Source organism: Pseudonocardia yunnanensis (genome assembly GCF_039534065.1).
In the GTDB taxonomy this organism is placed as follows: Bacteria; Actinomycetota; Actinomycetes; order Mycobacteriales; family Pseudonocardiaceae; genus Pseudonocardia; species Pseudonocardia yunnanensis.
On record NZ_BAAAUS010000001.1, the window covers coordinates 130,962 to 151,817 of the forward strand.

Below are 20,856 nucleotides of genomic sequence, written 5' to 3' on the forward strand. Positions count from 1 at the left end.
GGTGATCACGGCAGCACCCCATCAAGCGCCGGTCCCGGAACGTCTGACCCGTCACACCGTGCGTTGCAAGCAGTCTCACGCGACCGCGTTCTCTGCCGCCACGGGCCTGCGGCCGAGCTGAACCGTCAGCAGTAGAGCGATCACGACGAGGCTGAAGCCCGCACTGACCAGGGGCAGCGCGATCAGGCCGCCAGCGCCGATCACGATTCCGCCGACCATTCCACCCACGGCGGTGCCGACGAAGATCGCAGATGAGTTGAGCGAGAGCACCAGGCCGCCGGTGGGAGCCAGCTCTAGCAGGAGGGACTGGGCCGGGGGGTTGAACGCCCAGTTGAAGGCAGCCCACAGGGCGAGGATCACGGCGGCGCCCACGACGGTGCTCGCGGCCGGAGAGAGCACCGCGGCTGTGACGACCGAGCCGGCGAGTAGGGCGAAGAGCGTGGGCACGGCGCCGAACCGGTCGGCAGCGCGGCCGCTCCACGTGTTGCCGGCCATCGCCCCGACGCCGTAGACGAGCAGCAGAAGAGCGACGATGGCGCCGTGGATGCCGCCTGTGGCGCTGAGCAAGGGCGTCACATAGATGAAGACGACCATGCCGGCGAGCACGTTGACCAAGGTCATCGCGAGAGCTGTCAGCACGCGCCGGTCAGCGGCGACGGCGAAGCGCTCGCGCATCGTCACCGCCGGGGGCGCCGGTATGCGGGGTAAGCAGAGCGGCACGGCGGCTGCGACCAGCACGGTGACCACGGCCACCGCCCCGAACACGCCGCCGTAACCGATTCTGCTGCCGAGCAGATCTCCCGCAGGCACGCCGATGGCGAGCGACAGCGTCAGCCCACCGACGACGATGCCGACGGCCCGGGCGCGCTGGGCGGCGGGAAGCATCGCGGTGGCCACGAGCGTGGCAGCCGGCTGATAGGCCGCCGCGCCGAGCGCGGCGATGATCCGGCCGACGATCAGAAGAGGGTACGTGTTGGCCACCGCGGACAACCCGTTGCCGACGGCGGCCACGGCGAGAGCGGCGATCAGCAAGGTGCGGCGGTCCCACCGGCCGGTGAGGGTGCTGAGCAGCGGCGCACCGACGGTGTAGGCGATCGCGAACGCCGTGGCGAGTTGGCCCGCGGCGGTCAGCGAGACGCCGAGCTTCCCACTGACGTCGAGCAGTACGCCCGACACCACGAAGTCGCTCGTGCCGACGGTGAAGGCACCAGCGGCGAGCAGATGGGTGCGTACGGACATCGAGAGCCTTCCGAGTCCCTGGTCGGATGAACGTCGTACAAGTTCTTCCGATTCTTCCGACGGCCTGAACCTGTGGCGTCAGCTGTCCGCCCGTCGCCGACTTAACGTTACAATGCTTGAGTGTAACGTATGCTGAGTGGTCCTACCCAACGACATGAGGAGGGCCGATCTCCCATGGGAAGCACGATGGCGGTGCGGGCGCACACCCGGGACTCAGGCGAGGTGCTGGTCAGCGTCGACGCGGCAGCGATCACGTTCGACGAACCGGGCCGGCCCGCGAGCCGTGCCGGTCGTCCGCTACCGACCGATCGGCAATTGATCCTTTGAACGACTGATTCAACGGGATGCCCGGAAGTGCTCGGCAGAGCCGAGGGATCGGACGACCGTGATCATATTTCAGGATGTTGCCGGACAGCTAAATCCGGCGCAAAAGTGATTTTAATTCCTGCCGTTACATACCGAGATGGATCCGCCGGGCGTTGTGCCGCCGGTTGTCTCGGCTCCGAAATATTCGCACTAGCAACAGGAAGTGTCTGATGAATTTCGACGATTCGTCCCTGCCGCCGGTCCTTCCGGAGGATGCCGCGGCCCTCGCGGCCACGGTGGCAGGTTCGGTTCTGCTGCCGGGCGGCGCGGGATACGACGACGAACGCGCCGTCTTCAACCTGAATCACGAGTTGGTGCCCGCGGTGATCGTGGTGGCGGAGAGCGTGGCCGATGTCCAGGCCGCCGTCACTTTCGCGGCGGGGCAGCACCGGCCTGTCCTGGTGAAGACGACCGGCCACCAGATTGTCGGCAAGGCGCACGGCGCCGTCGTGATCTCGACCCATCGGATGAATGACGTGACCATCGACGCGGTCAGCCGCGCGGCCCGGGTCGGCGCCGGAGTGATGTGGTCCGAGGTCATCCCGAAGGCGGTGAAGGCCGGGCTGGCTCCGCTGAACGGGTCGAATCCCACGGTGGGAGTGGCCGGCTACACCCTGGGCGGCGGCCTCAGCCCGACCCTCGGCCGTTCCCAGGGCTACGCCGCCGACCATGTGCGTTCGCTCGAGGTGGTGACCGCGGACGGCGAACTGAGGCACGTCGACGCTTCGTCCGATCCCGAACTGTTCTGGGCGCTGCGCGGTGGCAAGGGCAACTTCGGTGTTGTCACGGCTCTGGAATTCGATTTGTTCCCGGTGCCCCGCCTCTACGGCGGCGCCATCTACTTCCCCGGTGAACGGATGGCCGACGTGCTGCGCGCCTGGACCGCCTGGCTCCCGGGCACACCGGAGATCATGGTCTCCTCGTTCGCCGTCATGCGCCAGCCACCGGTGCCCGAAGTGCCCGAACCGCTGCGCGGGGCGTTCGTGGTGTCGTTGCGGTTCGCCTACACCGGCACGGCCGAGGACGGCGAGCGGATGATTGCGCCGCTGCGGGCGGTGGCTCCGGCGGTCCTGGACACCGTGCGGGACATGCCCTACACCGAGGTCGCGTCGATCCACAATGAGCCGACCGACCCGGTGCCCTACTACGAACGGGGCATCATGCTGCGGAAGTTCCCCGCCGAAGCGCTGGACAAGCTGGTCGAGCTCGTCGGCCCGGACTCCGACTCCACTCTGGCGATCGCCGAACTGCGGGCCCTGGGCGGGGCGTGGGACCGGGAGCCGGCGGTGCCCAACGCCGTGGCGACCAGGGGCCTGCCCTACAGCCTGTTGGGCGTTGCGGCGGGTCCACTGGCGGAGGAGCACCAGCTCAAGAAGTCGGTCGCCGCGCTGCTCGACGGCATGGAGCCCTGGCGAGGCGACCAGCGGCTGGTGAACAACCTCGCGCCGGATGAGGCGACCGACGCCGCCGCGATCTACGGCCCGGAGCGCTACGAGCGTCTGGTGGCCATCAAGAAGACCTACGACCCGGACAACATGTTCCGGCTCAACCACAACGTGGTGCCGGCCGCCTGATCAGGCACTGGCCGACCGAGCGGGGCCGGACGTGACCAATTCGTCGATCATGTCCGGCACCACCGCTCTTCACTGGAGCCAGTCCTGCCCGGTGTCGCAGCCGGGCCGGCTGGCCGGCTGTCTCCGCGCATTCCGCGGTTACCGTCAGCCCCGGCCGGTGGGCGAGCTGGACCAGGGTCTTCACGATCGCCACGTCGGCGGGCCCGTCCGGGCGTCGCGGTAGGCACGATTTGAGGGAGTCCCAGGTTGCGTTTCGAGTCGATTCGATCCTCGGACGTTGCAGCGCAGATGTTCCGCACCGCCGGATTGTGGCGAAATTCTGGCCCGATATCCGACTTGTGCCGGTGGCGGGACGCGACACCGGACGCGCCGGCGATCAAGGCCTACCGGGTCGATGAGAGGTCGGTCCGGATCAGCTACGCCGAATACGCCCGTCATGTGGAGCGGTTCGCGGGTGCGTTGTACGAGCTGGGGGTTCGGCCGGGTCAGGTGGTGGCGTGCCAGCTGCCGAACTGGTGGCAGGCACAGGCGTTGCTGCTGGCCGCCGCCCGACTGGAGGCGGTGGTGGCCCCGATCATGACAACGATCCGTCCGCGCGAGCTGGAGCGCATGCTGCGTCTGCTCGGCGCGAGCGTCTACGTCACTGTGGATGAGTGGGCCGGGTTCGGCCACTCCGCGGCGCTCGCAGAGATCGCTCCACGGCTGCCCGAGCTGCGACACCGGGTGGTGATCGGCGCACCGGCCTGCGGTGAGATCGATTTCCGATCCTTCTTCGAGGAGACCCCGTGGGAACAGCGCCACCCCGTGGTACTGGACGACGCGCAGGAAGATCCCGACCGCGTCGCCCTGGTCCTCTTCACGTCCGGCACCACGGGAGAGCCGAAGGGCGCACTGCACACCCAGAACACGATGTACGCCTCCGCGATCAGCGTGGGCGAGGTGCACAACTTCGGAGCTGACGATGTGCGCTTCACCCCGCACGCGCTGATGCACATCGTGGCGCAGACCAATGCCCTCGGCGTCTTGTCGGCCGGCGCGTCCATGGTCCTGCTCGACACCTGGTCGGGTGAGCGGGGCCTGCAGGTGCTGGCCGACAGCGGCACCACCGCTTTCGTGGCTGCGCCGAGCTTCGTCCACGACATGATCGCCGCCATCCAGGGCGAGGCCCCTCATCTGCCTGCCCTCCGGACGGTGCGCTGCGTCGGCGCGCCCGTCCCGAAGCAGCTCGTCTCACAGGTGTCGGACGTCTTCGGGGCGCATCTGCTGGTCGGATGGGGGATGACCGAGATCGGCACCGGCACGATGACTCGCAGCGATGACCCGCCGGACTGGGCTGCGCACAGCGACGGCCGCCCCGTCAGGGGGATGGAGCTGGACCTGCGCTCGGACACCGAGATCAGGAAGGACCGGCCCGGCCGACTGTTCGTCCGCGGCAGTGGCGTGTGCCTGGCGACGGTGGTCCGGGACTCCGGGACGCTGACCGTCATCGCCGAGCACGACGACGGCTGGTACGACACCGGCGACCTCGCCGTGCCGGACGGGCGCGGTGGGATCCGGCTGATGGGCCGCGCCGCTGACCGGATCGGCGGGGTATTCATGATTCCGGTCAGCGACGTGGAGTCCGAACTGCTGAAGAACCCCGGCGTCGCGGACGCCGCCCTCGTCGGTTATCCGGACGAGAGGGACGGAGAGCTGGCCTGCGCGGTGATCGTCCCGGCGACCGAGCCGCCGATCACTCTGGACGGGCTGCGCAAATACCTCGCAGACCAGGGCATGACCGAGTGGTACCTGCCGACCCGGGTGGAGTACGTCGAGAGCCTGCCGCGCAACGGCAACGGCAAAGTGCGCAAGGAGCTACTCCGGCGCCGGCTGGTCGGGACGGCCTCCCTCACCGGCGACTGAGAGAAGGCCACGCCGACGTGATCGGTTCCCGGAGAACGGGACAGTCGGCCCCCCGCCCAGGCCGGACTCTGCCCGGTCGTGGAACACGGTGAGCTCGTGCTCGATTCAGCCGATGGTCTCGCGGGTGAGCAGTGTCACCGAGGCGAGATCCGGGTGTTCCGGCGCGAACGGTGCGTTCACCGTGCAACCAAGAGCGGCGGGCGCAGTAGCGTTACGAACAATGACTGTAACGATACTGCGTTGGGGTGGATGACTATGTGCGGGATCTGCGGATGGGTGGACTACGAGCGCGACCTGGCGGACCCGGCCGCTCGCCGCGAGTTGGCCGACATGACAGCGACGATGGCGTGCCGTGGTCCGGACGACGAGGGCACGTGGGTCGACGGGCCGGCAGCGTTGGGGCACCGGCGGTTGGCGATCATCGATCTGCCGGGTGGCCGGCAGCCGATGACCGTGCAGGACGAGGGGCATGCCGAGCTGGCGTTGGTCTACAGCGGGGAGACCTACAACTTCCGGGAGCTGCGTGAGCGACTCGCCTCGGTAGGGCACAGGTTCGAGACCAGCAGTGACACCGAGGTGGTGCTGCGCGCGCATCAGGAGTGGGGCCGCAGCGATCCACGGAACGCGGTTCGTGAGCTGAACGGGATGTTCGCCTACGCGATCTGGGACTCGCGGGCCCGGGAGCTGGTGCTGGTGCGGGACCGGCTGGGCGTCAAACCGCTGTACTACTACCCGACCGCGCACGGCGTGCTGTTCGGTTCGGAGCCCAAGGCGGTACTGGCGAACGCGCTGGCGGAGCGGGTGGTGGACGCGGACGGGCTGCGTCGGGTGCTCGTGTACATCGCCAATGCGGGGAACGCGGTGTTCCGGGGGTTGCGGGAGGTACCGCCGGGCCACGTGGTTCGGGTGAGCCGCGAGGGGATCCGGGAGCTGCGGTACTGGCAGCTGGAGGACACCGGGCACACCGATGATGTGCCGTCCACGGTGCGGCACGTGCGGGAGCTGTTGGAGGACACCGCGCAACGTCAGTTGGTGGCCGACGTGCCGTTGTGCACGTTGTTGTCCGGTGGGCTCGACTCGTCGGCGTTGACCGCGCTGGCCGCGCGGCACAGCACCGAGCGAGTGCGCTCGTTCGCGGTCGAGTTCGCCGGCTACACCGAGAACTTCGTCGCCGACGAAGTGCGCCCGACCCCCGACACCCCCTACGCCCACGCCGTGGCCGAATTCGTCGGCACCCACCACAGCGACATCACGCTCGCGAACGAGGCGCTGATGGACCCCGCAGTACGGGACGCCGTCCTGCACGCGCGTGACCTCCCGGTGCTCGGGTCGGGCGGTGATATGGACGCGTCGCTCTACCTGCTGTTCCAGGCGGTCCGGCAGGAGTCGACCGTGGCCCTGTCCGGGGAGTCGGCCGACGAGGTGTTCGGCGGCTACCGCGACTTCTCCGACGCCGACACCATCGCCGCCGACACGTTCCCGTGGTTTGCCGGACGGATGTTCAACCACGACATGACCCGATCCGGCCTGCTCGACCAGTCCCTGACCAAGCAGCTCGATCTGCCCTCCTACGTCAACGACACGTACCGGACGGCGCTCGCGGCAGTGCCCGCGCTGACCGGCCCGGCCGCTGCCGATCCCCACGAACGCCGGATGCGCGAGGTCTGCCACCTCTTCCTCACGCACTTCCTGCCCGTCCTGCTCGACCGCAAGGACCGGGTGAGCATGGCCGTGGGACTCGAGGTACGGGTGCCGTTCTGCGACCACCGCCTCGTCGAGTACGTCTTCGGCACGCCTTGGTCGCACAAGAGCTTCGACGGGCGGGAGAAGAGCCTGCTGCGTGCCGCCACCGCGGACCTGCTGCCCGAGTCGGTGGCGCAGCGGGTGAAGAGCCCGTACCCGTCCCCGCAGGACGCGAGCTACGAGCGATGGCTCCGCGCGGAGCTCTCGGCGCTGCTCGATCGACCCGACTCACCCGTCGCGCCGTTGCTCGACCGTGACGCATTGCGGGAGCAGCTGGCCGAGCCCATCGGCCACCGCTCGGGGCTGGGCGCCAGGTTCCAGCTCGAGCAGATTCTGAACCTCCACGCCTGGTGCACCGACTACCGAGTCACGCTCGACCTCTGACGATCCCCACTCCTCGGGAGGGCGCAGGCGCCGAGGTCGTACGGCGAGCTGACGTCATCCGAGCCCGGCCAGCGCCTTGTCGTAATAGGAAAGATCGACGTACGTGGCGGCCGGGCGGGGCGCATGACCGGTCCAGTCGGCGCGCAGCCGCAACACGTTGTCGAAGCCCGCGCCGTCGAACCGACCGTCCTTCGCCAGCCCTTCGAGCGGATCGGTGGCGACAGCGTAGGTGGCCGCCGCGACGTCGGGCGGCAGCTTCAGGCCGCCGGCCAGCATCTTTATCGCCTCATCCTTGTTCTTCGGATCGAGCACATACCGCAGCCCTTCGATGTAGGCCTGCAAGTATTTCACCAGAATGTCGGAATGTTCCTCGGCCCAGGGCCGCAGCACGATACCTGCAGTGGCCTGATAGGGGCCGATTGTCGACACCGCCGAACCCTGGTCCTTGAGACCGTCGTTCTGAGCGGTGAATGCGAACGGTGGGTTGAGCATGGACGCCTTGTCGTCCTTGTTCTGCTGGATGTCAACGAGCCGTTTGGACGTCGCGCCGACCGGTTTGATGCTGTAGTCGCCCTTGTTGAGACCGCCGCGCTTGAGCATTTCGTAGAGCTGGAACGCGTACGCGGTGTCGGGCGCGTCGACAATCACGGTCTTGCCGCGAAGGTCGGTGATCGCATGGATGTCGGGCTGCACGATCAGCCGGTTGAAGCCGTTGTCGCCGCCGATCACCGCCGCGATGTCGACCTTGGCAACATCCGCCATGGCGACGCCGTTGTCAACCCCGCAGTGAATGATCTGGTACTTTCCTTCGGCGAGGCCGGCGCGCTGCTCGTCGGACGACGGCGTGACCTCGACGTCGACCGATATGCCGTGTTCGGCGAAGAAGCCCTTCTGCTGCGCCGCGAAGAGCGGAAGGTTCTGCATGCCCTGAAACACGCTCACAGTCAACGAGGGCTGCGCAGCACACGCCGGTACCGCAAGTGCCATCGTCACGACGGCAGCAGACAACAACGCTCCAACGATTTTCATCGCGATCCTCCCCCCGGGTGTCGTGACTATAACCCGGCATCGCCGGTTCCGGACCGGCCGCCGATGGAGGCGAACAGCGCATTCTCCCCTTTGTAGCGGGTGCGCCAGGAGTTCCACTGGACCATTTCGATCCCAAGGGTGCAGAACAAGTTCGAGATCAGCACATTGATGCTGCTGTACGCGGGCTGCGCACATACGCTGCGCCCGAGTCGTCGTGCCCGACGACATGGTGCTCGGTGAGATCGGCGCCGGTTTTATGAGCAGCGCAGGCCCGACTCCTCGTTCCGGCCGAACCAGAGCGAGACGCCGCGGTGGGCACAGAACTCGTCGATCAGGCCGTATCGCCCCTGGCTGTCGCGAAACGCGATGAGCCGCTCGGACAGGAGCTTGACCCGGACCGGGGGGCAGTCATTCTCCGGGAGCTCTTCCGCGAGGAGCGCAGGCATCCAGTACTGGCGGAACAGCTCGGTATCGGTGCGCCCGGCCCGGTCTGCGTCAAGAGGCCGTTGATCTCTTGTCTGAGCGCGAGCGTCTTCCTCTGATCCACCGACGCGCCGCCGAGAAACCGACGAGCACGCCAGTTTGGACTAATGTCATACCTATATCCGCTAGCTGTCAAGCGGGCAGCCGGGGCGGCCTCACGGCTGGTCGGGCGGGATGTCGACCGTCAGGCCGTCGAGGTCGGGTGCGACCGGGATCTGGCAGGAGAGCCGGCTCGTGGGCCGTCGCTCGGATACGCCGAGGTCGAGGAGGTCCTCCTCCAGGTCACCCGGGGAGCCGACGAGCCGCGCGTACTCCTCACGCACCCAGACGTGGCAGGTGGCGCAGGAGGCGTTCCCACCGCACTCCCCGATGATCCCGGGGACCCCGTTCTTGACCGCCATGGCCATGACCGACTCACCGATCACGGCGTCCACGGCGTACTCCCGCCCCTCGCCGTCGACGTAGATCACCTTCGTCAAAGTCCCTCGAGTCCTCTCCCCGCACTACAGATTTGGCCTATCCATTAGACCACGGAGTAGGACAGGGAGGCCAGAATCGGGCTTTCGACTCATGCGTCGCAGAGCCCCTACGAGGCCGGCACCGCCTGCGGTGCCGACGACACGGGAGACGGCTGCAGAAGTGGCATCAGGACGCCAATGCGACAGCGAAGCCGCCTTCCGCCGATTGGTAACAACCATCAGACCGATCGGACCTACGCCCGTACACTGCACAAATGACCACGCCGGGAACCGTCCCAGCCGCTACACCAGCTGAAGGAGGAAAGGGGGACCTCCTCACCCGGGTGAGCGTCGGACGCATCTCGGAAATGATCGTCGACCAGATTCGATTACTCATCCGCCAGGGTGATCTGGCGCCGGGCGACCGGTTGCCCGCCGAGCGCGAGTTGTGCGAGCGGTTCGGCGTCAGCCGGGTCACCGTCCGCGAGGCATTGCGGGTCCTCGAGGCGAACGGCCTGGTCGTGATCCGGGTCGGGGCGCGAGGTGGAGCCTTCGTCACGGCGCCGAGCAGCCGACTCGTCGGAGAAGGCATCGCCGATCTCATCACCCTGTCGACGATGTCGGCGCAAGAGGTCACCGAGACGCGGATGGTGCTCGAACTCGGGATCATTCCGCTGGTCTGCGAGAGGGCCACCGAGGAGGACATCGCCGCGCTCTACGAGATCTGCGATCGCAGCAAAGCAGCACTCGAAGGCGACGAATATCCACTCGCCCTGTCTGCGGAGTGGCACACGCGTTACGCACGGGCGACGCACAACGGCGCCATCGCGATGCTGGTCGAGTCGCTGCACGACCCGCTGGTCATGTCGCTCGAACGCGCCCGGGAGGCGGCACCGCTGCACGGCAGGCGCGGCGTCAGGGAACATCGGGCACTCGTCGACGCCATCGCCGAACGAGACGCGGCACGGGCGATCGAGCTCATGAGAACCCACCTCCAGAGAACCGCGAAGCTGGTCGCAACCGGGGAACGCGCTGACACCCGGCGGACGAGCCGCTCCGGCGGCGGAAAGCGGGAGGGCACCGTCGCCGAGAAGCCCACCGGCGGCAGCACCAGGAAGGGCCCCGCCACCGGGAAGTCCGGCTGAATGTACGGCCACCGGATCGACTACGCCGACGAGTCACCCGTGGTCCGCGAGCTGTTCGCCTGTGTGCGCGTCCCGCCGGCATCCGGTTCCTGCGGCGCGGGGACGGGTTCCGGCACCGACGCGCTGGTGTACTCGCGGACGACGTTGGGGCGAGCCCGGAACACGGCCGCGACGAGCACCGGGCCGAGGCCGCCGATCGTCAGGGCCGCGATCGGACCCACGACCCCCGCGAATGCGCCCATGAGCAGGTCCCCGATCGCCGGGCCCCCGCGCGAGGACATCTGGTAGAAGGCCGTGACGCGGCCGCGGATGTCGTCGGGCGTGTCGACCTGCACCGCGGCGTGCCTGATGGTGGTGGCCATCGCGTCGAGGGCGCCGAGCAACAGGGCCGCCACCAGGGCGAGCGGGAACCACCGCGACTGCGCCAGGAAGATGGCGGCGATTCCGTACAACGCCGTGGACGCCAGCACGATCCGGCCCAGCCGGTTGCTGCGCGCGACGACGCGGAAGATCACGTACGTGGCGAGCAGCGCACCGGCCGAGGGGGCGGACGACAGCAACCCGTAGCCCGTCGGGCCGACGTGGAGGACGTCGAGCGCCAGCGCGGGAAGCAGCACCCGGTAGGCGCCGAACACGGTGGCGGCCAGGTCCAAGGCCATGAGCCGCGTGACGAGCGGCCGCTTCAGCACGTACCGGGCGCCCTCGGCGACGGATCCGAAGACCGATCGCGGAGGCCCGGCCTGGACCAGCGGCGCCACCCGGAGCACCGCCAGAACTCCGATGAGCACGGCGTAGGTCACCGCGTCCACCGCGTACATCAGCCCCGGACCGCCGACGGCGATGAAGACGCCGGCGAGCGCGGGGCCGACCAGGACAGCCACCTCGCGGGACGGGTTGAGGAGTGCGATGGCCTGGGCGAGCTGATGCTTGGGCACCATCGCCGGGATGAGCGCCTGGCGGGCCGGCTGGTCGAACGTCGCAGCAGCCGTGGTGAAGAGGACGCTCAGGATCACGTGCCAGGCCTGCGCCTGCCCCGTGAGTGTCAGCACGGCGAGGACGAGGGCCACGACGAGGCTGACCACCTGCGCCCACATCAGGAGCTTGCGTCGGTCGAGCCGGTCGGCGTACGCGCCGCCGATCGGGCTGAGCACGATCAGCGCAACCGCCTGGCCGGCGCCCACGAGCCCGGTCTGCAGGACCGAGCCCGTGAGCGCATAGACCTGGAAGTAGTTCGCGGCAACCGTGCCACGGGTCCCGATCTGCGACAGGACGACGCCCGCCCAGTACAGGTTGAAGTCGCGATTCCGCAGCACTGCGGGCACTGCCACCTTGCGAATCCTCCGTCGAGGTCGAGCGGCTATTCGACCGGCACCAGCGAGAGCTTGTCGGGGTCCATCCGCAGGTGGACGGTCGTTCCCGGCGCGACGGAGACGTCCGGGTTGGAGCGGTTGCGGACCTCGACCTTCCCGACCTTGACGACGTGGTCGACCGAGTCGCCCAGGAAGGCCCGGTTCACGACCTCCCCCGTCCACTCGTTCGGGGCGGTGCCGCCGGAGCCGGCCAGGCTGACCTCGACCGCCTCCGGACGGATCGACACGATCGCCTCGTCGCCCACCGGAAGGACGATCGCGGAGCGCACCCGCAGCCTGCCCTCGGTCGTGTCGACCGTGACGCAGTCCCCGTCGTGGCCCGCGACCGTGCCGGTGATGAAGTTGGAGGTTCCGATGAACTCGGCGACGAACCGTGAGTTGGGGTTGGTGTAGATCTCGCGGGGCTTGCCGAGCTGCACCACCTTGCCCGCTCGCATCACGGCGATGTGCGAGGACAGCGCCAACGCCTCGACCTGGTCGTGAGTGACGTAGATCGAGGTGATGCCGAGCTCGCGCTGGAGGCGCTTGAGCTCGAACCGCAGCGACTCGCGCAGCTTGGCGTCCAGGTTGGACAGCGGCTCGTCGAGCAGCAGCAGCGGTGGCTGGGTGACGAGGGCGCGCGCCAGCGCCAGTCGCTGCTGCTGTCCGCCGGAGAGCTTGGTGGCCTGTCGGCCGGCCAGATGACCGAGCTCCATGACGTCGAGCACGCGCTCGACGCGCTCGGCGATCTCGGCCTTCGCTGGTCGTTGCGAGCGCTTACGCACCTGTAGCGGGAAGCCCACGTTGTCGAAGACCGTCATGTGCGGCCAGATCGCGTAGGACTGGAACACCATTCCGAGGCCGCGCTCATTGGCCGGCACGTTGACGGTGGATTTGCCCGTTGCCGCGTCGAACAGCACACGGCGGTCGACCGAGATCTTGCCGGAGTCGGGCTTCTCCAGACCGGCGATCGAGCGCAGCGTCGTGGTCTTCCCACAACCGGACGGTCCGAGCAGGGTGAACATCTCGCCCTGCTCGACCTCGAAGCTCACGTCGTCGACGGCGAACACGCGCGTCGGCTCCGTCTCGTCGCCGTTCGCCTTCGCCGCCTTGGACTGCTTGCGCGACTTCTTGTCCGCCGCAAACGTCTTGACGAGGTTGTCGATGGCCAGCACGTTTGTCTCCTTCGGGACGCGTGGCGGGGGTCAGTCCTGCCGGAGGCCGACCTTGGCCCCGACCTTGTAGGCGACGGTCACGAGCACCACGAGCGTCAGCACCATCACGACGCCGAGGGCCGCGAGAATCGTGAACGAACCGTTCTCGAACTGCTCGAAAATCAGGATCGACAGCACCTCGTTGCCCGGGCTGTACAGCAGGATCGAGCTGCTCAGCTCACGGAACGAGACCGTCAGGATGTAGATGAACCCGGCCACGAGCCCCGGGCTGAGCAACGGCAGGAGCACCCGCCGGAACGTCTGCCACCAGCTCGCGCCGCTGACCTGTGCCGACTCCTCGAGCTCGGCGGAGATCTGGTGCATCGACGTGACCGCGTAGCGCATGCCGTAGGGCATGTACCGGGTGCAGTAGGCGATCAGCAGGATGAAGATCGTGCCGTAGATGGGGATGGGGCTGCGCAGGTACACGAACGAGATGGCGAGGCCGAGAACGAGACCGGGAATGACGAGGGGGACGAACGCCAGCTGGTCGAGCAGGCCGCGGAACCGGATCTTGGAGCGCACGACGATCCATGCGGCCACGGACATGAACAGCATCACGACCGTCGCCGAGCCGAGACCGAGGATCAGGCTGTTCTTCAGCGCCGTGCCCGCCGAGGACAATCCGGCGAGCTCCCGGTAGTTGTCCAGGGTCATCGTGCGGAACGCCTCCGCCGACGGCGCGACGTAGAACTTCAGCAACGACGTGTAGAGCAGCACCGCGAGCGGAGCCAGCACCGTCGCGACGAAGTACACGATGATCAGCCCGCCTGCCACCCAGCGGAACTTGCCGAGCTCCATGGGACGCGGCCGGAACCCCTTGCCCGTGACGGTCTGGTAGTCCTTGCTGTTCCTGCCCACCCGGTTGCTCAGGATGACGCCGAGAACGGCGATCACGAGCAGGCCGACCGCGAGAGCTCCCGCGCCCGCCAGGTCCGGCGGGTAGCTGCGCAGGGTGAAGTAGATCTGGCTGGTGAAGACGTAGATGCCGTTCTGCAGGCCCAGCAGGGCCGGCACCTCGAAGCTCTCGAGGCTGCGCACGGTCATCACCAGGATGCTCGCGACGATCGCCGGCCGGACGAGCGGGACCGTGATCTTGAGGAAGGTCGTCCAGCGGCTGGCGCCGCTCATGAGCGCCGACTCCTCCAGTGAGGGGTCCATCGAGCGGAACGCCGCCACCATCAGGAGGAAGACGATGGGTGAGAGGTGCAGCCCCTCGACCCAGATCATCCCCCAGATCGTGAAGATGTCGAAGAAGCCCGGACCGACGAGCGGTTCGAGGAACGCGTTCAGCAGTCCGATGTCCGGGCTCGCCAGGAAGATCCACGAGATCGTGTAGAGAATCCCCGGGATGATCAGCGGAATCATCGACGCCGCGAAGAACAGCGGCTTGAACGGCACGTCCGTCCGCACGTTGAGATATGCCAACGCGGTGCCGACCACAAGGCTCAGGATCGCCGCGCCGATGGCGAAGAGCAGCGAGTTCGAGATGAGCTCGCCGATCCCGTCGGCGGTGTAGGCCCGCGCGAAAGCCCCCAGCGTGAAGCCGTTCGCGTCGAAGAACGTCCCGTACAGCAGGTAGTACAGCGGGACGAGCGCGAGGTAGCCGATGACTACGGCCACGCCGGCGACGATGAGCAACTTGAGCGTGAGCAGCGAACGAACTCGCGCCAGTAGGCCTGGAGCCGGCTCCGCAGACTGCTGCGGCGGCGCGGTGGACGGCGCCGTCGGCATCGCTGTGGTCATGTCATCACCTTCGTATTCGGACCGGGAGTCCTAGTTGCTGGCAGGCGAGCCACCGCTGACGACGGCCTCGTACTTCTTGCTCCACTCGGCGTTCTCGTCGAGGACCTTGTTGACGTCGACGGGAATGATCTGGACACCCGCAAGGGGATCGTTGCCCTCGATGATCGACGGGGTCAGATGCAGATCAGCGATCACCTTCTGGCCCTCGTCGAGGATCCAGTCGTTGAAGAGCATCGCGGCGGCCGGGTGGGATGCGCTCTTCATCAGTGCCACACCGTTGGGCCGTGCGATCACGGGCTGGACGGTCGGCGCGTACTCGATCGGGGCACCGTCCTGCTTTCCCCGCTCGACGATGTAGGTGTAGGCGGAGGCGGCGACGGCGAACTGGCCGGCCGACATCAGCTCGACCTGCACCGTGTGGCCCTTGGTGATCTGCGCGCCCTGGGCCATGTCGGCGAAGAGCTTGTCGACCTCGGCGTCGGACTTGCCCTGCTGCTTCCAGTACTCGTAGAGCGTGAGGTACCAGTCGGTGTCGGACAGCTCCATGGACAGCTTGCCGTCGAACCGCGGGTCGGCCAGGTCCTCCCAGGTCTTGGGCGGGCCGCCGACCGAGTCGATGACGCCGGTGTTCCAGCCCGGCGAGAACAGGTTGAAACGGGTGGCGGTCCAGCGGGGGAACCGGCCGGCCTCGGGCACGAGGTCGCGGCGCTCGCCCTTGTACTCGGCGAGGTATCCCTCGCGCTCGAGGGCCGCGAGCTCGGTGGCGTTGGTCTCCACGACGTCGTTGCCGGCGAAGTGCGCCGACTGCTCTTGCAGAACGCGCTGGAGCACCGTTTCGGAACCGGCGCGGTACACCGAGATCGGGATGTCGAACTGGTCGGTGAAGGCCTTGGTGATGGCATCGGCGACGTCGGAGGTCATGGAGGTGTAGAGGGCCAGCTGCCCCTCCTCCTTGGCACGCTTGACGAGCTCGTCGCGCCGCTGCTGCCCCTTCAGCGCCGTGAGCTCGGCGAAGACGGCCTCAGCTTGGCCCGCCGCGGCACCTCCTCCGGCGGCCGGCACGCCGTTCGTCGCGGTCGGGGACCCCCCGCACGCGACGAGCGCGAGTGCGGCCAGGGCTGCGGTGAGGCCGATTCGGAGACGGGTCGTGCGCACGGAGTCCTCCTTGGACGGTGCAGGGATCGGCGAGTGGGTGCGGGTGATCATGCAGACCCACTACGGGTGACCTCGGCGTAGAGGTCGTCCCACTTCTTCGGGTTGTCGAGCAGCTCCTGCTCCGGCACGGCGACCACGTCCAGGCCATCGAGTGCCTTCGCCGCGTCCGCGGTGGCGCCGATCCGGTTCGCCCCCGCAACGGCCTCCTGGCCGGCGCTGAGCTCGTAGTCCACGAACAACATCGCGGCGCACGGGTTGACGGCGTTCTTCATCAGCCCGATGCCGTTCGGCCGCACGACGACCGGCTGTGCGGCTCCGCCCTGCGCCGGCTTCCACGCGACGTGGGCGCCCTTGGCCGCGGCGTTGTCGACGGTGTGGCTGTACACCGAGACGGCCACGGCGAACTGGCCGGCCGAGAGCAGCTCGCCCTGAACGGTGTGGCCCTTGGTGATCTGGGCGTTCGCGGCGACGGCCTTGAACAGGTCGAGGGCCTCCTGCTCGCTCCGTCCCTGCTCGATCAGGTGGCGGAAGAGCGCGGTGAACCAGTCCACATCGCCGATCTCCATGGAGATCCGGCCCTTCCACTTCGGATCGGCGAGCTCCTCGAAGCTCTTCGGCTCCTCACCCGACTTCACGAGGTCGGTGTTCCAGCCGATCACGAAGGCGTTGAACCGTGTGGCCGTCCACCCGTCGGCCTTGCCTTCCTCGCGCACGGCTTCGCGCAGCTCGCCCTCGTAGGGCGACAGCAGCGCTTCCCGGTGCATCACGTTCAGCTCGAGCGCGTTCGTCTCGATCACGTCGTTTCCGTGGTAGCCGGCCGACTGCTCCTGGAGGACGCGCTGCAGCACCGACTCCGAGTTGCCGCGGTAGACGGAGACCTCGATGTCGTAGAGGTCGGAGAACCCCTTGATCAGGGGATCGATATCGGTGTTCGAGGTGTAGAGGGAGACCTTGCCCTCCTCCTCCGCGCACTTCACGAGCGCGTCGGTGCGCTGCCCTCCCGACATGGCGTTCATGCGCTGGTAGGTCTCGGTCGCCGCGGTCTTCTCCGCGACCACCGGGCCGGTACCCGCCGTCGGAGAGCCGCCGCACGCTGCGAGGACGAGGGCGGCGGCCACTGCGGTGGCGGCCGCCCGAAATACCAGAGAACACGTCATTGGGGTCTCCTGCGAGGAAGAGCCGGCTGAAGCCGGGGCGCGAGGTTGGTTCCTCGTGGGCGAAAGTAACACGTATTGGTCTGAGGTCATACCCTTTGCACGGACTGACGCGCCAGATCGTAAGCGGCCCCCCGGGCAGGACTCAGCACGCTGATCGACGATCGTGACGGGAATGTGACCGCACGTGTCCGACTCGGCCCGTCCCGACCGCCGTGTCCCGTCGAGCCGGACGCCGCATCTCAGTCCCTGATGTCCTGGAGGAACCACGACGTCGGCAACTCATGACCGAGCCCACGCTCCCGGCACTGCTCGTAGACGTGCCCGGCCACGGCGAAGAACTGGGCGCCCTGGACGTTCCCGCGCTCGGAGTACGTGATGTCTCCGTCGCCGGTGCGCACCTGAGCCGTGCCCGCCACGACGTCGTCGAAGGTGACGACCCGGGGCGCGCCCGGCCCCTCGGGCGGACGCCGCACCCGGCCGTGGGAGTGCCGCGCCCACACCGGATCCTCCGGCCGGGCGACATACGCGAGGAACTCGTCGGTCGGACGCCAGGACGGGTCGTTGACCGGTGCCGGCGCGGTGCCCAGCCGCAGCCACGCGTCGAGCACCTCGAACGTGCGGGCGTCGGGCCGGCCACCGACGCACGTCACGTGCGTGCCGGGCTCCAACCAGTCGCCGACGATCACATCCGCCGCCGCGTCCGTGCAGCCTGCGACGATGTCGGCGCCACGGAAGGCGTCGCGCGGATGGGACACGGCGACCACGTCGACCCCGTGCCGCTCACTCATCTCCGCGGCGTAGCGCGCACGATTGACCGTGGTCGGGCTGTAGACCTGAACGCGCTCGATCGGCCGGACTGCGAGCAGGGCCTCGAGATGACTTCGCGCCATGCCGCCGGAGCCGAGCATTCCGAGCACGCGGGCGTCGGCGCGCGCGGCGTACTTCGTGCCGATCGCCGAGTCGGCGCCCACCCGCATGTGCTGCAGCACGCCGTCGTTGAGCAGGGCCAGCGGCTCGCCGGTGCGGGTGGACAGCAGGAGGACCAGTCCGCAGAAGGTGCCCGGCGAGACGCAGTACTTCTCCTGCGTGCGGGTGCCGCCGTACTCCACCTCGGTCAGGACGTCGGACTTCATCCGGATCGCGTAGTACCCGGAGGCGGCCGACCCACCCTCCATCGAACCCCACTGGTAGACCGAGTCGCCGTCGCCCACCGGGAAGCGCATGTCGATCCGCGGCCGGCAGATCGCGTGACCGCCCGCGAGATCCCGGTAGGTCTGTTCGAGCACGGCCACGACGGCCGGCATCGCGAGGACGGTCGCCGTCGCCTCGTTGTCGATCAGCAGCATGGCTCTTCCTCTTTTCGGTTTGTAGGTCTTACCATTGGTCCTTCCTGGCCGGAAGGGGAGAGCGGGAAGTGCAGGCCGCCGCCGCGTGAGACGGCTCTTCCGGGCAACCCGACGCGCGTACGGCCGGGTGTTCCGCTCCTTGCAGGAACCGAACTTCCGCAGGTACTTCGTCGGCCACGCCATCTCCGTGGTCGGCACGTGGGCGCAGCGGGTCGCCCAGGACTGGCTGGTCCTGACCTTGACCGACAGCGGCGTCGCGCTCGGCATCAGCGCCGTCCTGCAGTTCGGACCGGTGCTCCTGCTCGGCATGTGGGGCGGCACCGTCGTCGACCGCACCGACCGCAGGCGCCTCCTCATGGCGACCCAGGCCGCACAGGCGGTGCTCGCGGCGGCACTCGGCGCGCTCGCGCTCGCCGGCGTCGTCCAGTTGTGGATGGTCTACGTCCTCGCGCTCGCGCTCGGCATCGTGACGGTTCTGGACACCCCGGCGAGGCAGGCGCTCGTCGGCGAGATGGTCGGGCCGGCCAACTACGTCAACGCCCAGGCCCTCAGCTCCACTGTGCACAACGCCGGACGACTGGTGGGCCCGGCGATCGCCGGCCTGCTCATCGCCACGACCGGAGTGGCGGTCGCGTTCATCGTGAACGCGGTCTCCTTCGTCGCGGTTCTCATCGGGCTGATGCGCATGGATCCGGCAGCACTACGTCCCCGCAACTCCCCCGCTGGCCGCGGCAAGCACCAGGCCAGAGAAGGCCTGCGCTACGTCCGGCGCACACCGGATCTGTGGGCGACCCTCCTGCTCGTCGGGATCGTCGCGTTGTTCGGACAGAACTTCCGAGTGGTGCTGCCGCTGCTCGCGCAGGACACCTTCCACAGTGGACCGGAGGTGTACGGCTACCTCACCGCCGCACTCGGGCTCGGCGCGGTGCTCGGCGCACTGTTCAGCGCAGCGCGCGAGACGGCGACGTCCTGGGGACTGCTGCTGTCGTGCCTGGCCTTCGGCGCGGTCAACCTCGTCACCGCGGCGGCCCCCGTGCTCGTGGCCGCGTACGCCGCGATGGTGGCCATGGGCTTCGTGAACATCGTCTTCAACACGCTCGGACGGTCCGTCCTGCTGCTGGGCAGCGATCCGGGCATGCACGGGCGGGTACTAGCCCTGCACGGGCTGGTGTTCCTCGGCTCCACGCCGTTCGGCGGCCCACTGCTGGGCTGGATCTGCGAGGCGCTCGGAGCCCGGACCGGGTTCGTCGTCGCCGGCGTGACCGCGCTCGCCGCCGGGGTGGCGCTGTTCCCGCGGATCCGCGCGCTGCGTCGCGAGGCCGCGTCGGCGTCCTCTCGAATGGTATGAACGTTTGTCATTTACCTGTTACGGTGACGCCCGATCACAGGCGGTTCCGTGCGGGACCGCTGAGACTCGCGCCGAGCCGGCCGACGGCCGGGGGAACAGGAGATCAGATGGGCAAGAAGGGACGGGTCTTCGTCCGCGGGCTGACGTCGGAGACCTACGGGCTCGGCGAGTTCCGCAAGGCACAGCTCGCCGCGCAGCGGGTGCGCGACGACTCCGTGGTGGTCGACGACGCCAAGGTCGGCCACTCCGGCGACTCGGAGAAGTCACGCACCTGGTGGCGGATCGGCCCGGGCGACGAGGAGTTCCTGACCCAGACCCTGCAGGTCCACTTCGTGGAGCTGCCCCCGCAGAGCTCCAACCACGGACACGGGCACCAGAACGAGGCGGCCTTCTACATCCTCGAGGGCGCCGGATACGAGATCCACGACGACAAGCGCTACGACTGGAAGAAGGACGACCTCGTCTTCGTCCACACCGACTCGGTGCACCGGCACTTCAACCCGTACGACGAGAAGGCCGTCGCCCTCGTCGTCAAGGCGAAGTGCACGTGGATGTTCATGGGGCTGATCCAGCAGGGCCGCAGCGCACCGATCGAGCGCGAGGACGAGTTCGGCCCTCGTGAGGACTGGTCGAGCATCTGGACCGACGGCGTGCTCGACCGCAAGAAGGTCGTCTCGCCCGAGGACACGCACTGGGAGACCACCCCACTGGGCAACGTCCGGCACCTGATCAACAAGGAGCGCACGGACCTGCGCCAGTTCGGCGTCGACATCTTCGAGCTCGCGATCCCGGCCGGGAGCCGCTCGGGCAAGCACTGGAAGATGGCCGACGAGGTCGACTACGTCCTCTCCGGCGAGGGCTACTCCCTGCACTGGGAGGTGCAGGAGGAGATCGCGGAGCAGTACTACGCCCGCATCGCGAAGAAGCCCACCCGCCACGAGATCAAGAAGGGCGACACGCTCTACGTCCCGCAGAACACCGTGGTCCAGCACTTCGCTGCCGACGGATCCGAGCTGCGGCTGCTCGCTTCCCAGAACCGCGTGTTCAAGCACCTCGGCTACGACCGCGTGCACTACTTCGAGAACTCCCCCGAGTACGACACGGTGGAGCTGGCCACGGCCGGGCGCGCCTGACCCGCTGAAGCGCCGGGCCGGGCTCACACCCCTGCCCGGCGCATGCGGTCCCCGGCCGGTGCTCATGATCAACGTTGGGCCCCGG

17 protein-coding genes are annotated in these 20,856 nt (G+C 68.2%); 7 read left to right on the forward strand and 10 right to left on the reverse strand.

Features of this window, described 5'->3' with window-relative positions; translation table 11 throughout:
- Positions 1-75 precede the first annotated feature (75 nt).
- Positions 76-1,239 carry an MFS transporter gene (locus ABD743_RS00675; RefSeq protein ID WP_344717658.1) on the reverse strand — a complete coding sequence of 388 codons (1,164 nt, stop codon included), beginning with the start codon at positions 1,237-1,239 and terminating at the stop codon, positions 76-78.
- 174 nt (positions 1,240-1,413) lie between these two features.
- Here ABD743_RS00675 and ABD743_RS00680 point away from each other — a divergent pair, with 174 nt between their 5' ends.
- The 4 genes from ABD743_RS00680 to asnB all read left to right on the forward strand — a co-directional run bounded on the left by ABD743_RS00680 (position 1,414) and on the right by asnB (position 7,208).
- Complete coding sequence (locus ABD743_RS00680; RefSeq protein ID WP_344717660.1) at positions 1,414-1,566, forward strand: hypothetical protein; 153 nt, start codon at positions 1,414-1,416, stop codon at positions 1,564-1,566.
- Positions 1,567-1,775: 209 nt separating this feature from the next.
- Positions 1,776-3,179: an FAD-binding oxidoreductase gene (locus ABD743_RS00685; RefSeq protein WP_344717662.1), complete on the forward strand. Its 1,404-nt coding sequence runs from the start codon at positions 1,776-1,778 to the stop codon at positions 3,177-3,179.
- A gap of 336 nt (positions 3,180-3,515) precedes the next feature.
- Positions 3,516-5,081, forward strand: a complete 1,566-nt coding sequence (locus ABD743_RS00690) for an AMP-binding protein (protein ID WP_344717664.1) — start codon at positions 3,516-3,518, stop codon at positions 5,079-5,081.
- A gap of 255 nt (positions 5,082-5,336) precedes the next feature.
- Positions 5,337-7,208: an asparagine synthase (glutamine-hydrolyzing) gene (asnB, locus tag ABD743_RS00695; RefSeq protein WP_344718755.1), complete on the forward strand. Its 1,872-nt coding sequence runs from the start codon at positions 5,337-5,339 to the stop codon at positions 7,206-7,208.
- 54 nt (positions 7,209-7,262) lie between these two features.
- On the opposite strand, the gene ABD743_RS00700 is transcribed toward asnB, so the two are convergent.
- The 3 genes from ABD743_RS00700 to ABD743_RS00710 all read right to left on the reverse strand — a co-directional run bounded on the left by ABD743_RS00700 (position 7,263) and on the right by ABD743_RS00710 (position 9,190).
- Positions 7,263-8,237: an ABC transporter substrate-binding protein gene (locus ABD743_RS00700; RefSeq protein WP_344717665.1), complete on the reverse strand. Its 975-nt coding sequence runs from the start codon at positions 8,235-8,237 to the stop codon at positions 7,263-7,265.
- Between the two features lie 254 nt (positions 8,238-8,491).
- Positions 8,492-8,683, reverse strand: a complete 192-nt coding sequence (locus ABD743_RS00705) for a Rieske 2Fe-2S domain-containing protein (protein ID WP_344717666.1) — start codon at positions 8,681-8,683, stop codon at positions 8,492-8,494.
- Positions 8,684-8,875: 192 nt separating this feature from the next.
- A complete protein-coding gene (locus tag ABD743_RS00710; RefSeq protein ID WP_344718757.1) occupies positions 8,876-9,190 on the reverse strand; it encodes a 2Fe-2S iron-sulfur cluster-binding protein in 315 nt (104 codons plus the stop codon).
- A 332-nt stretch (positions 9,191-9,522) separates the two neighbouring features.
- On the opposite strand from ABD743_RS00710, the gene ABD743_RS00715 reads away from it, so the two are divergent.
- Positions 9,523-10,323: a FadR/GntR family transcriptional regulator gene (locus ABD743_RS00715; RefSeq protein ID WP_344717667.1), complete on the forward strand. Its 801-nt coding sequence runs from the start codon at positions 9,523-9,525 to the stop codon at positions 10,321-10,323.
- A 20-nt stretch (positions 10,324-10,343) separates the two neighbouring features.
- On the opposite strand, the gene ABD743_RS00720 is transcribed toward ABD743_RS00715, so the two are convergent.
- From ABD743_RS00720 to ABD743_RS00745, 6 genes are all read right to left on the reverse strand, one after another.
- On the reverse strand, positions 10,344-11,651 hold the full coding sequence (locus tag ABD743_RS00720; protein ID WP_344717669.1) for an MFS transporter: 1,308 nt from the start codon (positions 11,649-11,651) through the stop codon (positions 10,344-10,346).
- A 29-nt stretch (positions 11,652-11,680) separates the two neighbouring features.
- Positions 11,681-12,847: an ABC transporter ATP-binding protein gene (locus tag ABD743_RS00725; RefSeq protein ID WP_344717671.1), complete on the reverse strand. Its 1,167-nt coding sequence runs from the start codon at positions 12,845-12,847 to the stop codon at positions 11,681-11,683.
- 30 nt (positions 12,848-12,877) lie between these two features.
- Positions 12,878-14,632 carry an ABC transporter permease gene (locus tag ABD743_RS00730; RefSeq protein WP_344717673.1) on the reverse strand — a complete coding sequence of 585 codons (1,755 nt, stop codon included), beginning with the start codon at positions 14,630-14,632 and terminating at the stop codon, positions 12,878-12,880.
- 30 nt (positions 14,633-14,662) lie between these two features.
- Entirely contained in the window at positions 14,663-15,787 is a 1,125-nt protein-coding gene (locus ABD743_RS00735) for an ABC transporter substrate-binding protein (protein ID WP_344717675.1), read from the reverse strand.
- Between the two features lie 47 nt (positions 15,788-15,834).
- The gene (locus ABD743_RS00740; protein ID WP_344717677.1) at positions 15,835-16,944 is read right to left on the reverse strand and encodes an ABC transporter substrate-binding protein; all 1,110 of its coding nucleotides are present in this window, start codon (positions 16,942-16,944) and stop codon (positions 15,835-15,837) included.
- Positions 16,945-17,183: 239 nt separating this feature from the next.
- On the reverse strand, positions 17,184-18,290 hold the full coding sequence (locus tag ABD743_RS00745) for an ornithine cyclodeaminase family protein (protein WP_344717679.1): 1,107 nt from the start codon (positions 18,288-18,290) through the stop codon (positions 17,184-17,186).
- Positions 18,291-18,375: 85 nt separating this feature from the next.
- On the opposite strand from ABD743_RS00745, the gene ABD743_RS00750 reads away from it, so the two are divergent.
- Positions 18,376-19,638, forward strand: coding sequence for an MFS transporter (locus tag ABD743_RS00750; protein ID WP_344717681.1), 1,263 nt, complete (start codon positions 18,376-18,378; stop codon positions 19,636-19,638).
- A gap of 107 nt (positions 19,639-19,745) precedes the next feature.
- The gene (locus ABD743_RS00755) at positions 19,746-20,771 is read left to right on the forward strand and encodes a cupin domain-containing protein (protein ID WP_344717683.1); all 1,026 of its coding nucleotides are present in this window, start codon (positions 19,746-19,748) and stop codon (positions 20,769-20,771) included.
- The last annotated feature ends 85 nt before the right edge of the window (positions 20,772-20,856 follow it).